Source organism: Caulobacter sp. UNC358MFTsu5.1 (genome assembly GCF_000712075.1).
In the GTDB taxonomy this organism is placed as follows: Bacteria; Pseudomonadota; Alphaproteobacteria; order Caulobacterales; family Caulobacteraceae; genus Caulobacter.
In genome coordinates this window covers 206,638-222,840 of record NZ_JONW01000011.1, presented here as the reverse complement: position 1 = coordinate 222,840, position 16,203 = coordinate 206,638, and the positions used below count along the sequence as shown (strand labels likewise).

The following is a 16,203-nucleotide window of genomic DNA, read 5'->3' as shown; positions in this document are numbered from 1 at the left end:
CGCGCTCAAGAGAAAACGCGACTGAGCTCTTTCAAGCTCAGCCGTGGGCCAGCCATTCGCGCGCCTGGCGTTGGGCTTCGGCGACGTCCTCGCTGGCCATCTCCTGCGAGATTTCCTTGCGATAGACCTTGGCCTCGACCGAACCGCGCATGGCGGCCAGGTTGAACAGCATGTGGGCCGACACGTAGTCCAGCGGCGCGCCGCCTTGGCCGGTCGAATAGAGCAGGCCCATGCGGAACAGCTCGTCGCCCGAGGTGTCGACGGTCGGCAGCGGGATCCCGTGGATGGCGGCCGGCGGCTCGATACTCATCATCATGGCTTCAATTCCCATCTCAGCCCCCGTCGCCGTTCTGGCTCCGCTTGGCTGTGAGAACAGAAAAGTCCATCGGCGCTGAACATATAGTTAAAGCCGCCGACATCATGAATCTAGGCCACGAATACATAAACCATTCACGGACATTACGTCGCAGTTACAGGTGTTACTGCGCGTAAACCGCCGTATACACCAGGTTAACGGGCGCGCTGGCCAAAGAGCACTTTTCGGGCCTCTTCCTGGGCTTTTCCGGGGGCTTGCAGGCCCTGGCGGCGCAGTTCAGCCCCCAGCTTGAAGCCGCGATCGACGGCCTCGCGGGCCGCCATGCGCTCGAACCAGGCCTTCAGATGCGGGAATTCTTCCAGATTGATGCCCTGGTTTTTCCACGGCACGACCCAGCCCCAGCAGGCGAAGTCGGCGATGGACACTTCGCCGCAGATGAAATCCTTCCCCGCCAGCTGCTTGTTCAGCACGCCGTACAGCCGGTGGGTCTCGTTCGTGTAGCGGATGGCCCCGTAGGCGATCTGCCGCTGGTCGCTGACAATGGCGGCGGCGTACTGGCGGAAATGGTGGGTCTGGCCGGCCATGGGCCCCAGGCCGCCCATCTGCCACATCACCCACTGGTCGATCTCGACCCGCTCGCGCTCGTTCGCTCCATAGAACTGGCCCGTCTTGCGGCCCAGGTACTGCAGGATGGCCCCGGACTCGAACACCGAGATCGGCTGGCCGTCGGGACCGTCGGGATCGACGATGGCCGGCATGCGGTTGTTGGGGCTGATGGCCAGGAAGTCCGGCTTGAACTGTTCGCCCGCCCCGATGTTCACCGGGATCATCTCGTAGGGCAGGCCCATCTCCTCCAGGGCGATGGAGATCTTCCAGCCGTTCGGCGTGGGCCAGTAGTACAGCGCGATCGGACGGCTCATCGGCGTTTTTCCCAAGACCGGTTTCAGGGATGGTTTCGTTTGACCACCAACATGGTCGCGCGTCGCGCTCCCGCCAAGGCCGTTCATGCTCCAGCCTGACGGCGCCGTTCAGATCAGGTTCAGCCAAGGCGGCGGAAACTGGATTCAAGGTCGAGGGATTAGGCGGTTGTCGGACCGCTGACCGAAGTAAGGAGACGTCGGATATGAAGCGCCTGTTGCTCACCCTCGCCGCCGTGGCCGCCGTTGCTGGACCGATGGCTGTCACCGCGAGCGACGCGTCCGCCCAGGATCGCGGCCGCTGGGGCCACGACGGCGGCGGCCGAGGCGATCGCCATGGCGGCGGTCGCGGCGACTACGGCCGCCATGACGACCGCGGTGGTCGCGACCGAGGCGGTTGGGATCGCCACGACAACGGCCGCCACAACGGCTGGGATCGCCACGACAACCGCTGGGACGGCGGCCGTCACAACGGCTACTACTACAACAACCGCTGGAGCTACGGCGCGCCGCCGGCCTATTACTACGGCCGGCCGGGCTATCGCCCCGGCTACACCGCCTGGCGCCGCGGCGGTTACCTGCCGCCCTACTATCGCGGCAACACCTATATCGTCCACGACTACGGATACTACCACCTGCGTCCGCCGCCCCGTGGCTACTACTGGTACCGGGCCGGTAACGACTACGTCCTGGCGGCGATCGCCACCGGACTGATCTTCGACATCATCAACAACTAGACGATGTCCACCTGACGGCCTTGGCGGCGCTTTCCGAAACTCTCGGTAAGCGTCGCCATTCGCCGCATCCTCGCCGCGCATGCGGCGAGATCGCCCGATTGGCGGGCCATTCCCACCGCATTCGCGGGTCAGCGTCCCGGCCGTGTCACTTTCCGACGCGACTGTAACGAGACGCTTCCATGACCAAGCTCCGCATCCCCGCCGCCGCCGTCGCCGCCATGACCCTCGCCGGCTTCGCCGGGGCGGCCCTGGCCCAGCAGGCGCCGGCCACCGATCCGACGGCCCAGACCACGCAAAGCGCCCCCGCCTCGTCCACCACGTCGCCGTCGTCCTACGGCACGGACCCGGCCGCCGCGCCGCCGTCGTCCAGCGCCGACAGCGCCGCCGCCAGCGGCTCGCCCAGCTCGGCCACTGCTCCCGACAGCTCGACCGACGCGGCCCCGTCCGCTGACGCCAAGCCCGAGAAGAAGGCCAAGAAACACCACAAGCCGGCCGGCGCCGAAGCCCCGGCCAACGCCCCGGCCTCCGACACGCCCAAGCCGTAGGGTCGGCGAACCAACCATGAAAAAGGGCCCGTCGCGCGAGCGGCGGGCCCTTTCTTTTGTTCGGGCGCGGCGCGCTACAGCCCCAGCTTGCTCCGCAGCAGTTCGTTGACGGTGGCCGGATTGGCCTTGCCGCCGGTCTCCTTCATCACCTGGCCGACGAACCAGCCGATGGCCTGCGGCTTTTCCTTCACCGCCTCGGCCTTGTCGGGATTGGCCGCGATCAGCTTATCGATCGCCGCTTCGATGGCGCCGGTGTCGTTGATCTGGACCAGGCCGCGCTTCTCGACGATCTCGGCGGGACGGCCCTCGCCGGCCCACATATGCTCGAAGACCTCCTTGGCGATCTTGGAGCTGATGGTGCCGTTCTCGATCAGCTCGACCAGTTGGGCGATGTCCGACGACGGCAACGGCGAGGCGGCGATCTCGTGTTCGCCGGCCGACAGCTTGGACAGCAGCTCGTTGGTCACCCAGTTGGACACCAGCTTGGCGTCGCGGCCCTTGGCGGCGGCTTCGAAGTAATCCGCGCGGTCGCTCTCGATGATCAGCACGCCGGCGTCGTAGGCCGACAGGCCGTACTGGCTCTGCAGGCGCGCCTTCTTGGCGTCCGGCAGTTCCGGCAGGGTCTCTTCGATCGACTTCACCCAGGCCGGGTCCAGCACCAGCGGCAGCAGGTCGGGATCCGGGAAGTAGCGGTAGTCGTGCGCCTCTTCCTTGCTCCGCATCGAGCGGGTCTCGCCCTTGTTCGGGTCGAACAGGCGGGTCTCCTGGTCGATCTTGCCGCCGTCCTCCAGGATCTCGATCTGGCGACGGGCCTCGTATTCGATGGCCTGTTGGATGTAGCGGTACGAATTGACGTTCTTGATCTCGCAGCGCGTGCCCAGGTGGCTGAAGCTGCCGGTCGCCCGATACTTCTCGTAGTCGCCGGGGCGGCAAACCGAGACGTTGACGTCGGCGCGCAGGTTGCCCTTCTCCATGTCGCCGTCGCAGGTGCCCAGATAGACGAGGATCGTGCGCAGCTTCTTGACGTAGGCGGCGGCCTCTTCGGGCGTGCGCATGTCGGGCCGCGAGACGATCTCCATCAGGGCCGTGCCCGCGCGGTTCAGGTCGACATAGGTGGCGTTCGGGTCCTGGTCGTGCAGCGACTTGCCGGCGTCCTGCTCCAGGTGCAGCCGCTCGATGCGCACGTCGAAGGTCGTGCCGTCGTCACGCTCGACGGTCACCACGCCCTCGCCGACGATCGGCTGGTCGAACTGGCTGATCTGATAGCCCTGCGGCAGGTCGGGATAGAAGTAGTTCTTGCGGTCGAAGCGGCTCTTCAGATTGATCTGCGCCTTCAGGCCCAGGCCCGTCTTCACCGCCTGCTCGACGCAGAAGCGGTTCAGCACGGGCAGCATGCCGGGCATGGCCGCGTCCACCAGGCTGACCTGCTGGTTCGGCCCCGCGCCGAAGCCGACGGCGGCGCCGGAGAACAGCTTGGACACGCTGGCCACCTGGGCGTGGACCTCGAGGCCCAGCACGATTTCCCAGTCGCCGGTGCGACCCTTGATCACTTTGGAAGAGGCGGTTTCGGTCATGTCTCAATTCCTGGCCGCGTGGGCGGCCACTAACTTAGTTCCCTTCCCTCCCCCTTGTGGGGAGGGTGGCCCCGAAGGGGTCGGGTGGGGCTCGCTGCGTTCAAAGCGCGACAAATCACGTCCATGACCGCGTCAATATCCTCATGCACCGCACGGGTCGTGAAGCGCAAGGTTTGGAAGCCGGAGCGATGGAAAACTTGGTCACGGCGAGCGTCGTGATTCAATTGTTCCAGCTCCTCGTGATGAGGCCCGTCGATTTCGACAACCAGCCTTCGGCTCAGACAGATGAAGTCGGGATAGTAGCCCAGCAAGGGCGCGTGTCGTCGAAAGTGGAAACCTTCGGTTCGCAGGGCGCGCAGTCGCACCCACAAGCGAACCGCCTGTCCGCTCATCGCCTTCCGCAGCGCCCGTGCTCGGCCAACGCTCATGGCGTGATCCCCCACCCGACCCGCTTCGCGGGCCACCCTCCCCGCAAGGGGAGGGACAGACAGGAATTGGGCGCTGAGACCGCCGTTCGCGCAATCCTCAAAAATGACCACTTCTAGGCAACACCGAGGTCATTCCTGGCCAACCGGAACCAGTGACAAACCCTCCCGTTGACTCCCCCGAAGCGAACAACTCGCAGGAGGAAATCATGGCTGTTCTGAACCTCGACGCCAGCGAACCTTATGTCGCGCCCGCGACCAGCGCCGACTCCTCGGCTCTGTTTCCCAGCGCGCCTATCTATGCTCGTACGCCCACGAAGAAGTCTTCGCGGAACCTGCCGCTGATCGTCGGCCTGCCGGTGCTGGCGATCGCCGCGGGCGGCCTGGCCTGGGGGCTGATGAGCAACCCGGCCCAGACCCCGACCACCGACGAGGCGGCGCCCGCCAAGGTGGCCGAGGCCCAGCCGCTGCCGACCACCGCGGCGCCGGCTCCGATGCCGACCCCGGCTCCGGTGGAGGCAAAGGCCGCCGCGCCGACCCAGGTCGCCCGCGCCGAGACCACCGCCCCGCCGCGCGTGACCGCCCCGGCCAAGCGCGCCGCCGCCCCGGCCCGCCGCGCGGCGCCGGCGACCGCGCCCGACGCCGAGTCGGCCTCGTCCAACGTCAGCGCGACCGTCCCCGCGCCGGTCGCCGCGCCGGCGCCGACGCCGGTGATCGCGGCCCCGGCAGCCCCGGTGGTCGCGGCTCCGGCGCCTGCGCCGGCCACGACCCCGGCCACGCCCGACGCGCCGATGTAGCGGCGGCCTAGGGCCCAAAAGCAAAGGGCGGCTCCTCGCGGAGCCGCCCTTTTTCGTTTCCGTCTAGCGGCGGCGGATCACCACCACTTGTCGGCCTTGGCCTTGAAGCCCGCGGCCTTCTCGATGGCCCCGGCCACCGAGAACACCGTGCCTTCGTCCAGCGGCTTGCCGATGATCTGCAGCCCCAGCGGCAGGCCGTTGGCGTCGAGGCCGGCCGGCAGCGACAGTCCCGGCAGGCCCGCCAGGTTCGTCGTCACCGTGAACACGTCGTTCAGGTACATGGCGATCGGGTCGTTGCTGTTCTCGCCCAGGCCGAACGCCGCCGACGGGGCGGTCGGGGTCAGGATGGCGTCGACCTTCTGCCAGGCGTTGTCGAAGTCCTCGGCGATGCGGCGGCGCACCTTCAGGGCCTTCAGGTAGTAGGCGTCGTAATAGCCGGCCGACAGCACGTAGGTGCCGATCAGGATGCGGCGCTTGACCTCGTCGCCGAAGCCGGCGGCGCGGGTGTTCTCGTAGACCTCGGTCAGGTTGCCGCCCTCGGCCCGCAGGCCGTAGCGCATGCCGTCGTAGCGGGCGAGGTTCGACGAGGCCTCGGCCGGGGCCACGATGTAGTAGGCCGGCAGGGCGTACTTGGTGTGCGGCAGGCTGATCTCGACGATCTCGCAGCCGGCCTCCTTCAGCCATTCGATCCCGTCGGCCCACAGCTTCTCGATCTCGGCCGGCATGCCGTCGACGCGGTATTCCTTGGGAACGCCGATCCGCAGGCCCTTGACCGACTTGCCGACGAAGGCGGCGAAGTCCGGAACCGGGACGTCCAGGCTGGTGGAGTCCTTCGGGTCATGGCCCGACATCGACCTCAGCAGGATCGCGGCGTCCTCGACGGTCTTGGCGATCGGGCCGGCCTGGTCCAGCGAGCTGGCGAAGGCCACCGTGCCCCAGCGCGAGCAGCGGCCGTAGGTCGGCTTGATGCCCACGGTGCCGGTGAACGAGGCGGGCTGGCGGATCGAACCGCCGGTGTCGGTGGCGGTGGCGCCCAGGCACAGGTCGGCGGCCACGGCCGCGGCGCTGCCGCCCGAGCTGCCGCCCGGGGTCAGGGCCTGGTTCGAGCCCGACTTGCGCCAGGGATTGACCACGGGGCCGTAGGCGCTGGTCTCGTTCGACGAGCCCATGGCGAACTCGTCGAGGTTCAGCTTGCCCAGCATCACCGCGCCGTCGCGCCACAGCTGGCTGGTGACGGTCGACTCGTATTCCGGCACGAACGGCTCGAGAATCCGCGAGGCGGCCGTGGTCGGCGTGCCCTCGGTGCAGAACAGGTCCTTGATGCCCAGCGGGATGCCGTCCAGCGGACGGCCCGCGCCAAGAGCTCTGCGGGCGTCCGAGGCGGCGGCCATCGACAGGGCCTGCTCGGGCGTCTCGAACAGGAAGGCGTTCAGGCCGCGCGCGGCCTCGACGGCCTCGATGTGGGCCGTGGTCAGCTCGACCGAGGTGAACTCGCCCGCTTCCAGGCCGTCCAGCGCGCCCTTCAGGGTGAGAGAGGTCAGCGCGCTCATTATTCGACCACCTTGGGGACCACGAAGAAACCGCCCACCGACTTGGGGGCGTTGGAGGTGACCACCTCGGCGTCGCCGCCCATGGTCACCACGTCGTCGCGCAGCGGCAGGCCGGCGTGCACGACGCTGGTCAGCGGCTCGACGCCGTCGGTGTCGACCTCGGCCAGCTGCTCGATCCACGTCATGATGCCGTTGAGCTCCTGGGCCAGGGCCTCGATGCGCTCTTCGGGTTCGGCGATGCGCGCGAGCCGCGCGACCTTCCGCACGGTGGCGGCGTCAATGGCCATGGGGGCCTCCTGAATTCCAAGCGCGTGGGTTAGCCGTGCGAGGGGCGCTTTGACAAGCGTTCCCTTGTTCGCGGTTCTCTTGTCGGGGGAGCGCTTCCCCGTGATATGAGGACGAATGCCCGTTCTCGACATCGCCGAATTCGCCGCCGCCATCCCCGACTACAAGCCGATCGTCGGTCTGGACCCTGGCGAGAAGACCATCGGCGTGGCCGTGTCCGACGTCACCCTGACCGTCGCCAGCCCCCTGGCCACCATCGCCCGGGCCAAGTTCACCCAGGACGCCGAGACCCTGTTCAAGCTGATGGACGGCCGCAAGGCGGCGGGGATCGTCATCGGCCTGCCGATCAACATGGACGGCACCGAGGGGGTGCGCTGCCAGTCGAACCGCGCCCTGGGCCGCAACCTGCTGCGCCTGCGCCCCGACCTGCCGATCACCTTCTGGGACGAGCGCCTGTCGACGGCGGCGGTGACCCGCGTGCTGATCGACGAGCACGACGTCAACCGCAAGCGCCGCGGCGAGGTCGTCGACAAGATGGCCGCCGGCTGGATCCTGCAGGGCGCGCTGGAGCGGATGCGGGGAATCCGCGAGGCGTCTTCCTAAGCCCTCTCCCAGAGGAGAGGGTTTCACGCACCGCCCTTCCCCGCGACGCCAAACCCGCCTATGACGCGCACTCATGACGGCAAAACCCCCGCCCCGTGAGCCCGCCGATCCGATCGAGACGATCCGTCAGCGCATCTTCTCGTTCCCCCGCCGCCACTTCCTGTCGGCCGGCGACCTGAACGCCCCGCAGGCGACCGACCTGCTGGACCTGGCCGACGCCTTCGTCGACTTCAATCGCCAGACGTCCCGCTCCCTCGACATCCTCAAGGGGCGGACGCTGATGAACCTGTTCTTCGAGAACAGCACCCGCACCCAGAGTTCGTTCGAGATCGCCGGCAAGCGCCTGGGCGCCGACGTGGTCAACATGAGCCCGCGCACCTCGTCGATCACCAAGGGCGAGACCCTGATCGACACGGCCGTCACCCTGAACGCCATGCGCCCCGACCTGCTGGTGGTGCGCCACGCCTCGTCGGGCGCCGCCTCGCTGCTCAGCCAGAAGGTCAGCGGCAGCGTGATCAACGCCGGCGACGGCCAGCACGAGCACCCCACCCAGGCGGTGCTGGACTCCCTGTCGATCCGCCGCGCCTTCGGCCGGGTCTCGGGCCTGACGGTGGCCATTTGCGGCGACGTGCTGCACAGCCGCGTGGCCCGCTCGAACGTGGCCCTGCTGCACACCCTGGGCGCCAGCGTCCGCCTGGTCGGCCCGCCCACCCTGATGCCGGCCCAGGCCGAGCGCTGGGGCGTGACCGTCCATCACGACATGAAGGCCGGCATCGCCGGGGCCGACGTGGTGATGATGCTTCGCCTGCAGCTGGAGCGCATGCAGGGGGCCTTCGTGCCCTCGACCCGCGAGTACTTCCGCTTCTACGGCCTGGACCGCGAGAAGCTGGCCCGCGCCGCGCCCAAGGCCAAGGTCATGCACCCGGGCCCGATGAACCGAGGCGTCGAGATCGACTCCGACGTCGCCGACGATCCCGAGATCAGCCTGATCCAGGACCAGGTCGAGATGGGCGTCGCCGCCCGCATGGCCGTCCTGGCCTCCCTTGCGCATCGACTTGAGGAGCATGGGAAGTGAGATCCCTTCCTTTATTTTCCGCTCATCCCGGCGAATGCCGGGACCCAGATCCCAAGGCCGAGGGGATGATTGGAAGAACTCGGCGTTCATGGAACCCGCCTCAAAGCCATTCCATCTGGGTCCCGGCATTCGCCGGGATGAGCGGAGGTTTTTGATGACCGGTTCATCGCCTCCCCTCGCCCTGATCAACGCCCGCCTGGTCGATCCCGAGAGCGGCTATGACGGCCCCGGCGGCGTCATCGTCTCCGAGGGCGTGATCTCCGACGTCGCCAAGGGCCGCGAGTTCGGCAAGCTTTCCAAGGACGTCCGCGTCGTCGACTGCGGCGGGGCCATGCTGGCCCCCGGCCTGATCGACCTGCGGGTCAAGACCGGCGAGCCCGGCGCCGAGACCAAGGAGACCCTGGCCAGCGCCGCCAAGGCCGCGGCGGCCGGCGGGGTGACCAGCTTCGTCGTCCAGCCCGACACCGACCCGGCCGTGGACGACCCCAGCGTGGTCGACTTCATCCTGCGCCGCTCGCGCGACATCGACGCCGCCCGCATCCTGTGCGCCGGGGCCGCGACCAAGGGGCTGAAGGGCGAGCAGATGGCCGAGATTGGCCTGATGCGCGAGGCCGGCTGCGTCTATGTGACCGACGCCGACAAGCCGATCGTCGACAGCAAGGTCATGCAGCGCATCCTGACCTACGCCAAGGGCTTCGACACCCTGCTGGCCCACCGGCCGATGGACCCCTGGCTGGCCAAGGGCGGCGCGGCGACCGGCGGCGAGTTCGCCGGCCGCATGGGCCTGCCCTCGATCTCGCCGATGGCCGAGCGGATCATGCTGGAGCGCGACGTCGCCCTGCTGGAGGCCACCGGCGGCCGCCTGCTGGTCGACCAGGTCACCAGCGCCCAGGCCCTGGAGACCCTGGCCCGCGCCAAGCAGAAGGGCCTGAGGGTCCACGCCAGCGTGTCGATCAACCACCTGTCGTTCAACGAACTGGACATCGGCGACTACCGCAGCTTCGCCAAGGTCACCCCGCCCCTGCGCGGCGAGGACGACCGCCAGGCGCTGATCGAGGCGCTGGCTAGCGGTCTGATTGACATCGTCGTCAGCGCCCACGCCCCGGCCCCGGCCGAGGACAAGCGCCTGCCCTATGACGAGGCCGCCCCCGGCGCCGTGGGCCTGGAGACCCTGCTGCCGGCCCTGCTGAGCCTCTATCACGACGAGCGCCTGCCGCTGGTCGACCTGATCCGCACCGTCACCCTGGCCCCGGCCGGCCTGATCGGCCTGCAGTCGGGCCGCATCGCCCCCGGCGCCCCGGCCGACCTGGTGCTGTGCGACCTGGACGCCCCGCTGATCATCGACGCCGGCAAGCTGCTGTCGAAGTCCAAGAACTCGCCGTTCGACGGGCGGAGGCTGCAGGGCCAGGTGCTGATGACGATCGTCGACGGCCGCGTGGTGCATCGGGCGGAGGGGTAGCCTAACCAGGATGGCCGATCCGCTCGAAGACCGGAAGAACATGGGGGCCTTGAGAGGCGCGAAGGGCTTCTACGTGATCGCCCTTTTTGTCGTGCTCGGACCGCTAGTTGGCTACGTCTCCATGCTTCCTTGGGATTTGCTGAGCGGCGAGGACTCGTTGGCTCGGCGACTTCTGGCCTCGCCGTGGCTGCTCCTGGGAGTGTCGCTCTACAGCTATCTCTTCGGCGGCTTGCCGGCGCTTCTGACGGGCCTGGCGGCGGTCCATCTTTTCGAGGACCTGAGAGCGCCTTGGTTCATATTGGCCTGTGGCGTCGCCGGCGCCGTGGCGACAGGTCTTGTCTGCATCGCGCCTCTTCTCAGCGCCCCCGTCCAAATGGCGCCGCTACTCGCCATAGGCGGGGTGTCGGGCCTGGTTTGCGGTGCCTTGGCGACCCCACTACGCAATCGGGTCGAGAAACCAAGGCTGGACTGACGAGATCAGTGCGCGCCCAGACTGGGCGAGCAAACCCCTTCAACATCAACGCCGCCCCGAAAACGCTAGAGCCCTCGCCCCGAGCGCCGCTATAAAACCCGAAACCGGCGTTTTCGCCCTTGCCATGCGCCCGTCTCGCCGGGCAGCTTCACCACATCCATAGGTCGCATTCCGTGCAAGATCTCGCCCAAGCCGTCTACCTGACCCTCGGCCTCACGATCCTCGGCGGTTATCTGCTGGGCTCGATCCCGTTCGGGCTGATCGCCACGCGGCTGGGCGGGGCCGGCGACATCCGGCAGATCGGCTCGGGCAACATCGGCGCGACCAACGTGCTGCGCTCGGGCCGCAAGGACCTGGCGGCCATCACCCTGATCGGCGACGCCGGCAAGGGGATCGTGGCGGTGCTGCTGGCCCGCTGGCTGAGCCACGGGAACCCGGCGATCATCGCCCTGGCCGGCGGCGCGGCCTTCACCGGCCACCTGTTCCCCGTCTGGCTGAAGTTCAAGGGCGGCAAGGGCGTGGCCACCTTCTACGGCGTGCTGCTGTCGGCCTGCTGGCCGGTGGGCCTGCTGGCCGCCGTCACCTGGCTGGCCGTGGCCGCCCTGTTCCGCATCAGCTCGCTGGCCGCCCTGGTCGCCGCCGCCCTGGCCGCGCCCTTCGCCCTGGCCACCGACCAGGCGGCGCCGTTCACGGTGCTGTGCCTGTTCATGGCCGTGCTGATCTTCATCCGCCACAAGGACAACATCAGCCGGCTGCTGAAGGGCCAGGAGCCCCGCATCGGCAAGAAGAAGACGGCTGAAGAGCCGCCGACCCCAGACACAGACTTGGCCGGCTGATGACGCGGGGCCTCTCGGACACAGAGCGCCTGGCCTGGCTCAGGCTGGCGCGCACCGAGACGGTCGGCCCCGTCGCCTTCGACCATCTGATCTCGCGCTTCGGCTCGCCCGAGCGGGCCCTGGCCGCCCTGCCCGACCTGGCCCGTCGCGCCGGCCGCGCCACGCCCCTGCGTCCGCCGCCCGAGTCCGAGATCCTCCAGGAGCTGGAAAGCGGCGCCCGCCTCGGCGCGCGGCTGATCTGCGCCTGCGAGCCCGACTACCCGCCCCGCCTGGCCGCCCTGGACCCGCCGCCGCCGGTGCTGTGGGCCCTGGGCCGCGCCGAGCTCCTGTCCCAGCCCAGCCTGGCCATCGTCGGGGCGCGGATCGCCTCGGCCGGCGGCCAGCGCTTCGCGCGCCAACTGGCCGCCGAGCTGGGCCGGCACGGCTATGTGGTGGTGTCGGGCCTGGCCCGCGGCGTCGACGGCGCGGCCCACGAGGGCGCCCTGGCCACCGGCACGATCGCCGTGCTGGGCGGCGGGGTCAGCGACATCTACCCGCCCGAGCACGCCGCCCTGCACGCCCGCATCGCCGGCGAAGGCGGCTGCGTGGTCAGCGAGAGCGCCCCCGACCGCCGGGCCATCGCCAAGGATTTCCCGCGCCGCAACCGCATCATCTCGGGCCTGTCCCTGGGCGTGATCGTCGTCGAGGCCGAGCTGAAGTCCGGCTCGCTGATCACCGCCCGCCTGGCCGCCGAACAGGGCCGCGACGTCTTCGCCGTGCCCGGCTCGCCGCTCGATCCCCGCGCCAAGGGCCCCAACGACCTGATCCGCCAGGGCGCGATCCTGTGCGAGGGCGTCGATGACGTGCTGCGCTCGCTGTCGGGCCAGGCCCACCTGCGCGAGCGCGAACGGCCCTACGTTCCCGAGGACGAGGGCGCCGAAGTCGACCACGACGCCCTGCGCGAGGACCTGGCCCGCCTGCTCTCCCCCACCCCGGTTTCCCGCGACGAACTGGTCCGCGCCACCAGGGCCCCGACCTCGGCGGTGATGGCGGCCCTGGTCGAACTGGCCCTGGCCGAACGGGCCGAACTGCTGCCGGGCGGGATGGTGGCGGGAACTTGAAAACCGAACGTGATGGGTTAAATTGAGATGGTCACCGTCCACCGAGCGTCGGGGATGAGGGTCGTCATCTATCTGGAGGACCATCCTCCGGCTCATGTTCACGTGTTCGGAGATGGAGAAGCAAAGATCGAACTCCTGGGTCCCGACGAAGAGCCAAGAGTGGTTTGGACCAAAGGCATGAACCGAGCCGAGGCCCGCCGAGCCCTGGCGATTATCCGCGCGCAGCGGGACGACCTGCTACTGCGATGGAACGAACTTCATGGCTGACCCAACCGACGCTGAACTCGACGCAGCCGCAGCGCTTGGCGAGCAACTCGCCTTGACCGAACCCAGAGCCGCTTCCGCCCGCTACGACCGGGCGACGGGACGTATCCTCATCGAGCTGACCAACGGTTCTGCCTTCGCCTTTCCCGCGCGCCTGGGGCAGGGGCTCGAAAACGCCACCGACGAACAATTGGCCCAGGTCGTCATCCTTGGCGCCGGTTACGGCCTGCACTGGGAAGACTTGGACGTCGATCTGTCGATTCCCGGTCTGGCCGCCGGGGTCTTCGGCACGAAGGCCCATATGGCCCGGATCGCCGGTCGCGGCACGTCTCCCGCCAAGGCCGCCGCCGCCCGCGCCAATGGGGCCAAGGGCGGTCGCCCCCGCAAGACCGCCAGCCGCTGAGCGACGCCCAAATATTCCTCTCTCTATAGAGAGAGCCGGGAACCAAATGCGCGGTCGGCCACGGCCGCCGTTGACAGACCCCTGGGGACGCCCCCACTTTCCGGCCCTCGCCGCCTCGGTTCGCCCTGGAGGACGAACCCTTTTCCCAGGCATCAAGGTCCTAATGAACGTCGTCGTCGTCGAGAGCCCGGCCAAGGCCAAGACCATCAACAAGTACCTCGGGTCCGACTACAAGGTTCTCGCCTCGTACGGTCACATCCGGGACTTGCCGTCGAAGGACGGTTCGGTCGAGCCGGACAACGACTTCGCCATGAGCTGGGAGGTCGACGGCAAGGCCACCAAGCGCGTGTCCGACATCGTCGACGCCCTGAAGGGGGCCGACCGCCTGATCCTGGCCACCGACCCCGACCGCGAAGGGGAAGCCATCAGCTGGCACGTGCTGGAGGTGCTGCAGAAGAAGAAGGCGCTGAAGGACAAGGCCGTCCAGCGCGTCACCTTCAACGCCATCACCAAGGCGTCCGTCCTCGACGCCATGGCCAATCCGCGCGACATCGACATGGAGCTGGTCGAGGCCTACCTCGCCCGCCGCGCCCTGGACTACCTGGTCGGCTTCACCCTCTCGCCCGTGCTGTGGCGCAAGCTGCCCGGCAGCCGCTCGGCCGGCCGCGTGCAGTCGGTCTGCCTGCGCCTGATCGTCGACCGCGAGCTGGAGATCGAGCGCTTCAAGACCCAGGAATACTGGACCGTCGAGGCCGACGTCACGGCCGGCGCCGAGCCGTTCCTGGCCCGCCTGGCCAAGCACGAGGGCAAGAAGCTCACCAAGTTCGACCTGGCCAACGAAGGCTCGGCCCTGGCCGCCAAGGCCGCCGTGCAGAAGGCCGTGTTCAAGGTCGCCGCCGTCGAGAAGAAGCCCGGCAAGCGCTCGCCCGCCCCGCCCTTCACCACCTCGACGCTTCAACAAGAAGCCGCCCGCAAGCTGGGCTTCTCGGCCCAACGCACCATGCAGGCCGCCCAGAAGCTGTACGAAGGCATCGACATCGGCGGCGAGACCGTCGGCCTGATCACCTACATGCGGACCGACGGCGTGTCGGTCGAGCCCGAGGGCATCGCCGAGGCGCGCAGCGTGATCGGCAACGTCTACGGCGAGACCTACGTCCCCGAAACCCCCCGCTACTACAAGGCCAAGGCCAAGAACGCCCAGGAGGCCCACGAAGCCATCCGTCCGACCAGCCTGCGCCGCAACCCCGGCTCGCTGCGCCTGGAGCCCGACCTGGGCCGCCTGTACGAGCTGATCTGGAAGCGGATGATCGCCTCCCAGATGGAGAGCGCCCGCATCGAGCGCACGACGGTCGACCTGGAGAGCGCCGACGGCCAGACCGGCCTGCGCGCCACGGGCCAGGTCGTGCTGTTCCCCGGCTACCTGGCCGTCTACGAGGAAGGCCGCGACGACGAAGGCGACGAGGACAGCGCCCGCCTGCCGGCCATCGAGGAAGGCGCCGCCGCCAAGGTGCTGGACGCCCGCGCCGACCAGCACTTCACCGAGCCGCCGCCGCGCTACTCGGAAGCCAGCCTCGTCAAGAAGATGGAAGAGCTGGGCATCGGCCGCCCCTCGACCTACGCCTCGGTCCTGACCGTGCTGCGCGACCGCGCCTATGTCCGCATGGAGAAGCAGCGCTTCATCCCCGAGGACAAGGGCCGGCTGGTCACCGCGTTCCTCGAGCAGTTCTTCCGCCGCTACGTGGAGTACGACTTCACCGCCGCCCTGGAAGAGCAGCTGGACCTGGTGTCGGACGGCAAGCTGGACTGGAAGCAGTTCCTGCGCGACTTCTGGAAGGACTTCGCGGCCGCCGTCGGCGAGATCGCCGAGCTGCGCACCACCAACGTCCTGGACGCCCTGAACGAGGCCCTGGGCCCGCACATCTTCCCCGACAAGGGCGACGGATCGAACCCGCGCGCCTGCCCGACCTGCGGCACGGGGCAACTGTCGCTGAAGACCGGCAAGTTCGGGGCCTTCATCGGCTGCTCGAACTATCCGGAATGCCGCTACACCCGCCAGCTGGCCACCAGCGGCGAGGGCGAAGGCGAGGCCGAGACGGCCGACAAGGAGCTGGGGATCAATCCCGAGACCGGCCGCGCTGTGTGGCTGAAGAACGGCCGCTTCGGCCCCTATGTCGAGGAACTGGCGGCGGCCGACAGCGGCGACAAGCCCAAGCGCTCCAGCCTGCCTAAGGGCTGGACGGCGGCGGCGGTCGACCTGGAGAAGGCCCTGCGCCTGCTGTCCCTGCCCCGCGAGGTCGGCAAGCACCCGGACGACGGCAAGGTCATCACGGCGGGCCTCGGACGCTTCGGGCCGTTCGTGCTGCACGACGGCACCTACGCCAACCTGGAGAACCCGGAAGACGTCTTCGACATCGGCCTGAACCGCGCCGTCAGCCTGCTGGCCGACAAGCGGGCCGGCGGCGGGCGTCCGCAGCGCGGCCAGGCGGCCGCTCTGGCCGAGCTGGGCAACCACCCGGAAGACGGTAAGCCGGTCCGCGTGCTGTCGGGCCGCTTCGGCCCCTACATCAAGCACGGCGACACCAACGCCAACGTGCCCAAGGGCGCCGATCCGGCGGCCCTGACCCTGGAAGAAGCGGTGGCCCTGATCGCCGACCGCGTCGCCAAGGGCGGCGGCAAGAAGCCGGCGAAGAAAGCGGCGGCGAAGAAGGCTCCGGCCAAGGCGAAAGCCGCGACCGACGGCGAGGCTCCGGCCAAGAAGGCCCCCGCCAAGAAGCCGGCCGCGAAGAAGCCCGCGGCGGCCAAGAAGCCCGCCGCCAAGAAGGCCAAAGCCGAGGCGTGACGCGCC

Annotated in this window: 18 protein-coding genes; 12 read left to right on the top strand and 6 right to left on the bottom strand. The window is 68.8% G+C overall.

Going from position 1 to position 16,203, the window contains the following annotated elements:
- Positions 1-37: 37 nt before the first annotated feature.
- Together BR39_RS0122155 and BR39_RS0122150 are read right to left on the bottom strand one after the other, a co-directional pair.
- Entirely contained in the window at positions 38-316 is a 279-nt protein-coding gene (locus BR39_RS0122155) for a sel1 repeat family protein (protein ID WP_029916271.1), read from the bottom strand.
- 194 nt (positions 317-510) lie between these two features.
- Complete coding sequence (locus tag BR39_RS0122150; protein WP_029916269.1) at positions 511-1,236, bottom strand: glutathione S-transferase N-terminal domain-containing protein; 726 nt, start codon at positions 1,234-1,236, stop codon at positions 511-513.
- A gap of 203 nt (positions 1,237-1,439) precedes the next feature.
- On the opposite strand from BR39_RS0122150, the gene BR39_RS0122145 reads away from it, so the two are divergent.
- Entirely contained in the window at positions 1,440-1,970 is a 531-nt protein-coding gene (locus tag BR39_RS0122145) for an RcnB family protein (protein ID WP_029916267.1), read from the top strand.
- A gap of 179 nt (positions 1,971-2,149) precedes the next feature.
- Positions 2,150-2,515, top strand: a complete 366-nt coding sequence (locus BR39_RS0122140) for a hypothetical protein (protein ID WP_029916258.1) — start codon at positions 2,150-2,152, stop codon at positions 2,513-2,515.
- A gap of 74 nt (positions 2,516-2,589) precedes the next feature.
- Here the strand turns inward: BR39_RS0122140 and gatB are convergent, their stop codons facing one another.
- On the bottom strand, positions 2,590-4,089 hold the full coding sequence (gene gatB / locus BR39_RS0122135) for an Asp-tRNA(Asn)/Glu-tRNA(Gln) amidotransferase subunit GatB (RefSeq protein ID WP_029916256.1): 1,500 nt from the start codon (positions 4,087-4,089) through the stop codon (positions 2,590-2,592).
- A 29-nt stretch (positions 4,090-4,118) separates the two neighbouring features.
- Positions 4,119-4,481, bottom strand: a complete 363-nt coding sequence (locus BR39_RS26270; RefSeq protein WP_231499541.1) for an endonuclease domain-containing protein — start codon at positions 4,479-4,481, stop codon at positions 4,119-4,121.
- A 242-nt stretch (positions 4,482-4,723) separates the two neighbouring features.
- Here BR39_RS26270 and BR39_RS0122125 point away from each other — a divergent pair, with 242 nt between their 5' ends.
- On the top strand, positions 4,724-5,311 hold the full coding sequence (locus tag BR39_RS0122125) for a hypothetical protein (protein WP_029916252.1): 588 nt from the start codon (positions 4,724-4,726) through the stop codon (positions 5,309-5,311).
- A gap of 77 nt (positions 5,312-5,388) precedes the next feature.
- Here the strand turns inward: BR39_RS0122125 and gatA are convergent, their stop codons facing one another.
- Positions 5,389-6,861, bottom strand: coding sequence for an Asp-tRNA(Asn)/Glu-tRNA(Gln) amidotransferase subunit GatA (gatA, locus tag BR39_RS0122120; RefSeq protein ID WP_029916250.1), 1,473 nt, complete (start codon positions 6,859-6,861; stop codon positions 5,389-5,391).
- Positions 6,861-7,148, bottom strand: a complete 288-nt coding sequence (gene gatC / locus BR39_RS0122115) for an Asp-tRNA(Asn)/Glu-tRNA(Gln) amidotransferase subunit GatC (RefSeq protein WP_029916248.1) — start codon at positions 7,146-7,148, stop codon at positions 6,861-6,863. The genes gatA and gatC overlap by 1 nt, the downstream gene beginning before the upstream one ends.
- 115 nt (positions 7,149-7,263) lie before the next feature.
- Here gatC and ruvX point away from each other — a divergent pair, with 115 nt between their 5' ends.
- The 9 genes from ruvX to topA all read left to right on the top strand — a co-directional run bounded on the left by ruvX (position 7,264) and on the right by topA (position 16,197).
- Positions 7,264-7,749, top strand: coding sequence for a Holliday junction resolvase RuvX (gene ruvX / locus BR39_RS0122110; protein ID WP_029916246.1), 486 nt, complete (start codon positions 7,264-7,266; stop codon positions 7,747-7,749).
- Between the two features lie 73 nt (positions 7,750-7,822).
- Positions 7,823-8,824, top strand: coding sequence for an aspartate carbamoyltransferase catalytic subunit (locus tag BR39_RS0122105; protein ID WP_029916244.1), 1,002 nt, complete (start codon positions 7,823-7,825; stop codon positions 8,822-8,824).
- A 154-nt stretch (positions 8,825-8,978) separates the two neighbouring features.
- Complete coding sequence (gene pyrC, locus BR39_RS0122100) at positions 8,979-10,283, top strand: dihydroorotase (RefSeq protein WP_029916241.1); 1,305 nt, start codon at positions 8,979-8,981, stop codon at positions 10,281-10,283.
- 10 nt (positions 10,284-10,293) lie between these two features.
- Complete coding sequence (locus tag BR39_RS25940; RefSeq protein WP_051696020.1) at positions 10,294-10,755, top strand: hypothetical protein; 462 nt, start codon at positions 10,294-10,296, stop codon at positions 10,753-10,755.
- A gap of 173 nt (positions 10,756-10,928) precedes the next feature.
- On the top strand, positions 10,929-11,591 hold the full coding sequence (gene plsY / locus BR39_RS0122090) for a glycerol-3-phosphate 1-O-acyltransferase PlsY (RefSeq protein ID WP_029916237.1): 663 nt from the start codon (positions 10,929-10,931) through the stop codon (positions 11,589-11,591).
- On the top strand, positions 11,591-12,691 hold the full coding sequence (gene dprA / locus BR39_RS0122085; RefSeq protein WP_029916235.1) for a DNA-processing protein DprA: 1,101 nt from the start codon (positions 11,591-11,593) through the stop codon (positions 12,689-12,691). The genes plsY and dprA overlap by 1 nt, the downstream gene beginning before the upstream one ends.
- 27 nt (positions 12,692-12,718) lie before the next feature.
- On the top strand, positions 12,719-12,958 hold the full coding sequence (locus BR39_RS27490) for a DUF4160 domain-containing protein (protein WP_081916952.1): 240 nt from the start codon (positions 12,719-12,721) through the stop codon (positions 12,956-12,958).
- Positions 12,951-13,358: a DUF2442 domain-containing protein gene (locus tag BR39_RS0122080; protein WP_029916233.1), complete on the top strand. Its 408-nt coding sequence runs from the start codon at positions 12,951-12,953 to the stop codon at positions 13,356-13,358. Before BR39_RS27490 ends, BR39_RS0122080 begins: the two co-directional genes overlap by 8 nt.
- A 163-nt stretch (positions 13,359-13,521) precedes the next feature.
- Positions 13,522-16,197 carry a type I DNA topoisomerase gene (gene topA / locus BR39_RS0122075; RefSeq protein WP_029916231.1) on the top strand — a complete coding sequence of 892 codons (2,676 nt, stop codon included), beginning with the start codon at positions 13,522-13,524 and terminating at the stop codon, positions 16,195-16,197.
- Positions 16,198-16,203 lie beyond the last annotated feature (6 nt).

Bases quoted from the DNA above. Each gene is read 5' to 3' on its own strand.
- BR39_RS27490 (WP_081916952.1), top strand. From the start codon at position 12,719: ATGGTCACCGTCCACCGAGCGTCGGGGATGAGGGTCGTCATCTATCTG.
- BR39_RS0122155 (WP_029916271.1), bottom strand. From the start codon at position 316: ATGATGATGAGTATCGAGCCGCCGGCCGCCATCCACGGGATCCCGCTG.
- BR39_RS26270 (WP_231499541.1), bottom strand. From the start codon at position 4,481: ATGAGCGGACAGGCGGTTCGCTTGTGGGTGCGACTGCGCGCCCTGCGA.
- BR39_RS25940 (WP_051696020.1), top strand. From the start codon at position 10,294: ATGGCCGATCCGCTCGAAGACCGGAAGAACATGGGGGCCTTGAGAGGC.
- BR39_RS0122080 (WP_029916233.1), top strand. From the start codon at position 12,951: ATGGCTGACCCAACCGACGCTGAACTCGACGCAGCCGCAGCGCTTGGC.
- topA (WP_029916231.1), top strand. From the start codon at position 13,522: ATGAACGTCGTCGTCGTCGAGAGCCCGGCCAAGGCCAAGACCATCAAC.
- BR39_RS0122145 (WP_029916267.1), top strand. From the start codon at position 1,440: ATGAAGCGCCTGTTGCTCACCCTCGCCGCCGTGGCCGCCGTTGCTGGA.
- BR39_RS0122140 (WP_029916258.1), top strand. From the start codon at position 2,150: ATGACCAAGCTCCGCATCCCCGCCGCCGCCGTCGCCGCCATGACCCTC.
- dprA (WP_029916235.1), top strand. From the start codon at position 11,591: ATGACGCGGGGCCTCTCGGACACAGAGCGCCTGGCCTGGCTCAGGCTG.
- BR39_RS0122150 (WP_029916269.1), bottom strand. From the start codon at position 1,236: ATGAGCCGTCCGATCGCGCTGTACTACTGGCCCACGCCGAACGGCTGG.
- pyrC (WP_029916241.1), top strand. From the start codon at position 8,979: ATGACCGGTTCATCGCCTCCCCTCGCCCTGATCAACGCCCGCCTGGTC.
- BR39_RS0122105 (WP_029916244.1), top strand. From the start codon at position 7,823: ATGACGGCAAAACCCCCGCCCCGTGAGCCCGCCGATCCGATCGAGACG.
- gatC (WP_029916248.1), bottom strand. From the start codon at position 7,148: ATGGCCATTGACGCCGCCACCGTGCGGAAGGTCGCGCGGCTCGCGCGC.
- gatB (WP_029916256.1), bottom strand. From the start codon at position 4,089: ATGACCGAAACCGCCTCTTCCAAAGTGATCAAGGGTCGCACCGGCGAC.
- gatA (WP_029916250.1), bottom strand. From the start codon at position 6,861: ATGAGCGCGCTGACCTCTCTCACCCTGAAGGGCGCGCTGGACGGCCTG.
- BR39_RS0122125 (WP_029916252.1), top strand. From the start codon at position 4,724: ATGGCTGTTCTGAACCTCGACGCCAGCGAACCTTATGTCGCGCCCGCG.
- ruvX (WP_029916246.1), top strand. From the start codon at position 7,264: ATGCCCGTTCTCGACATCGCCGAATTCGCCGCCGCCATCCCCGACTAC.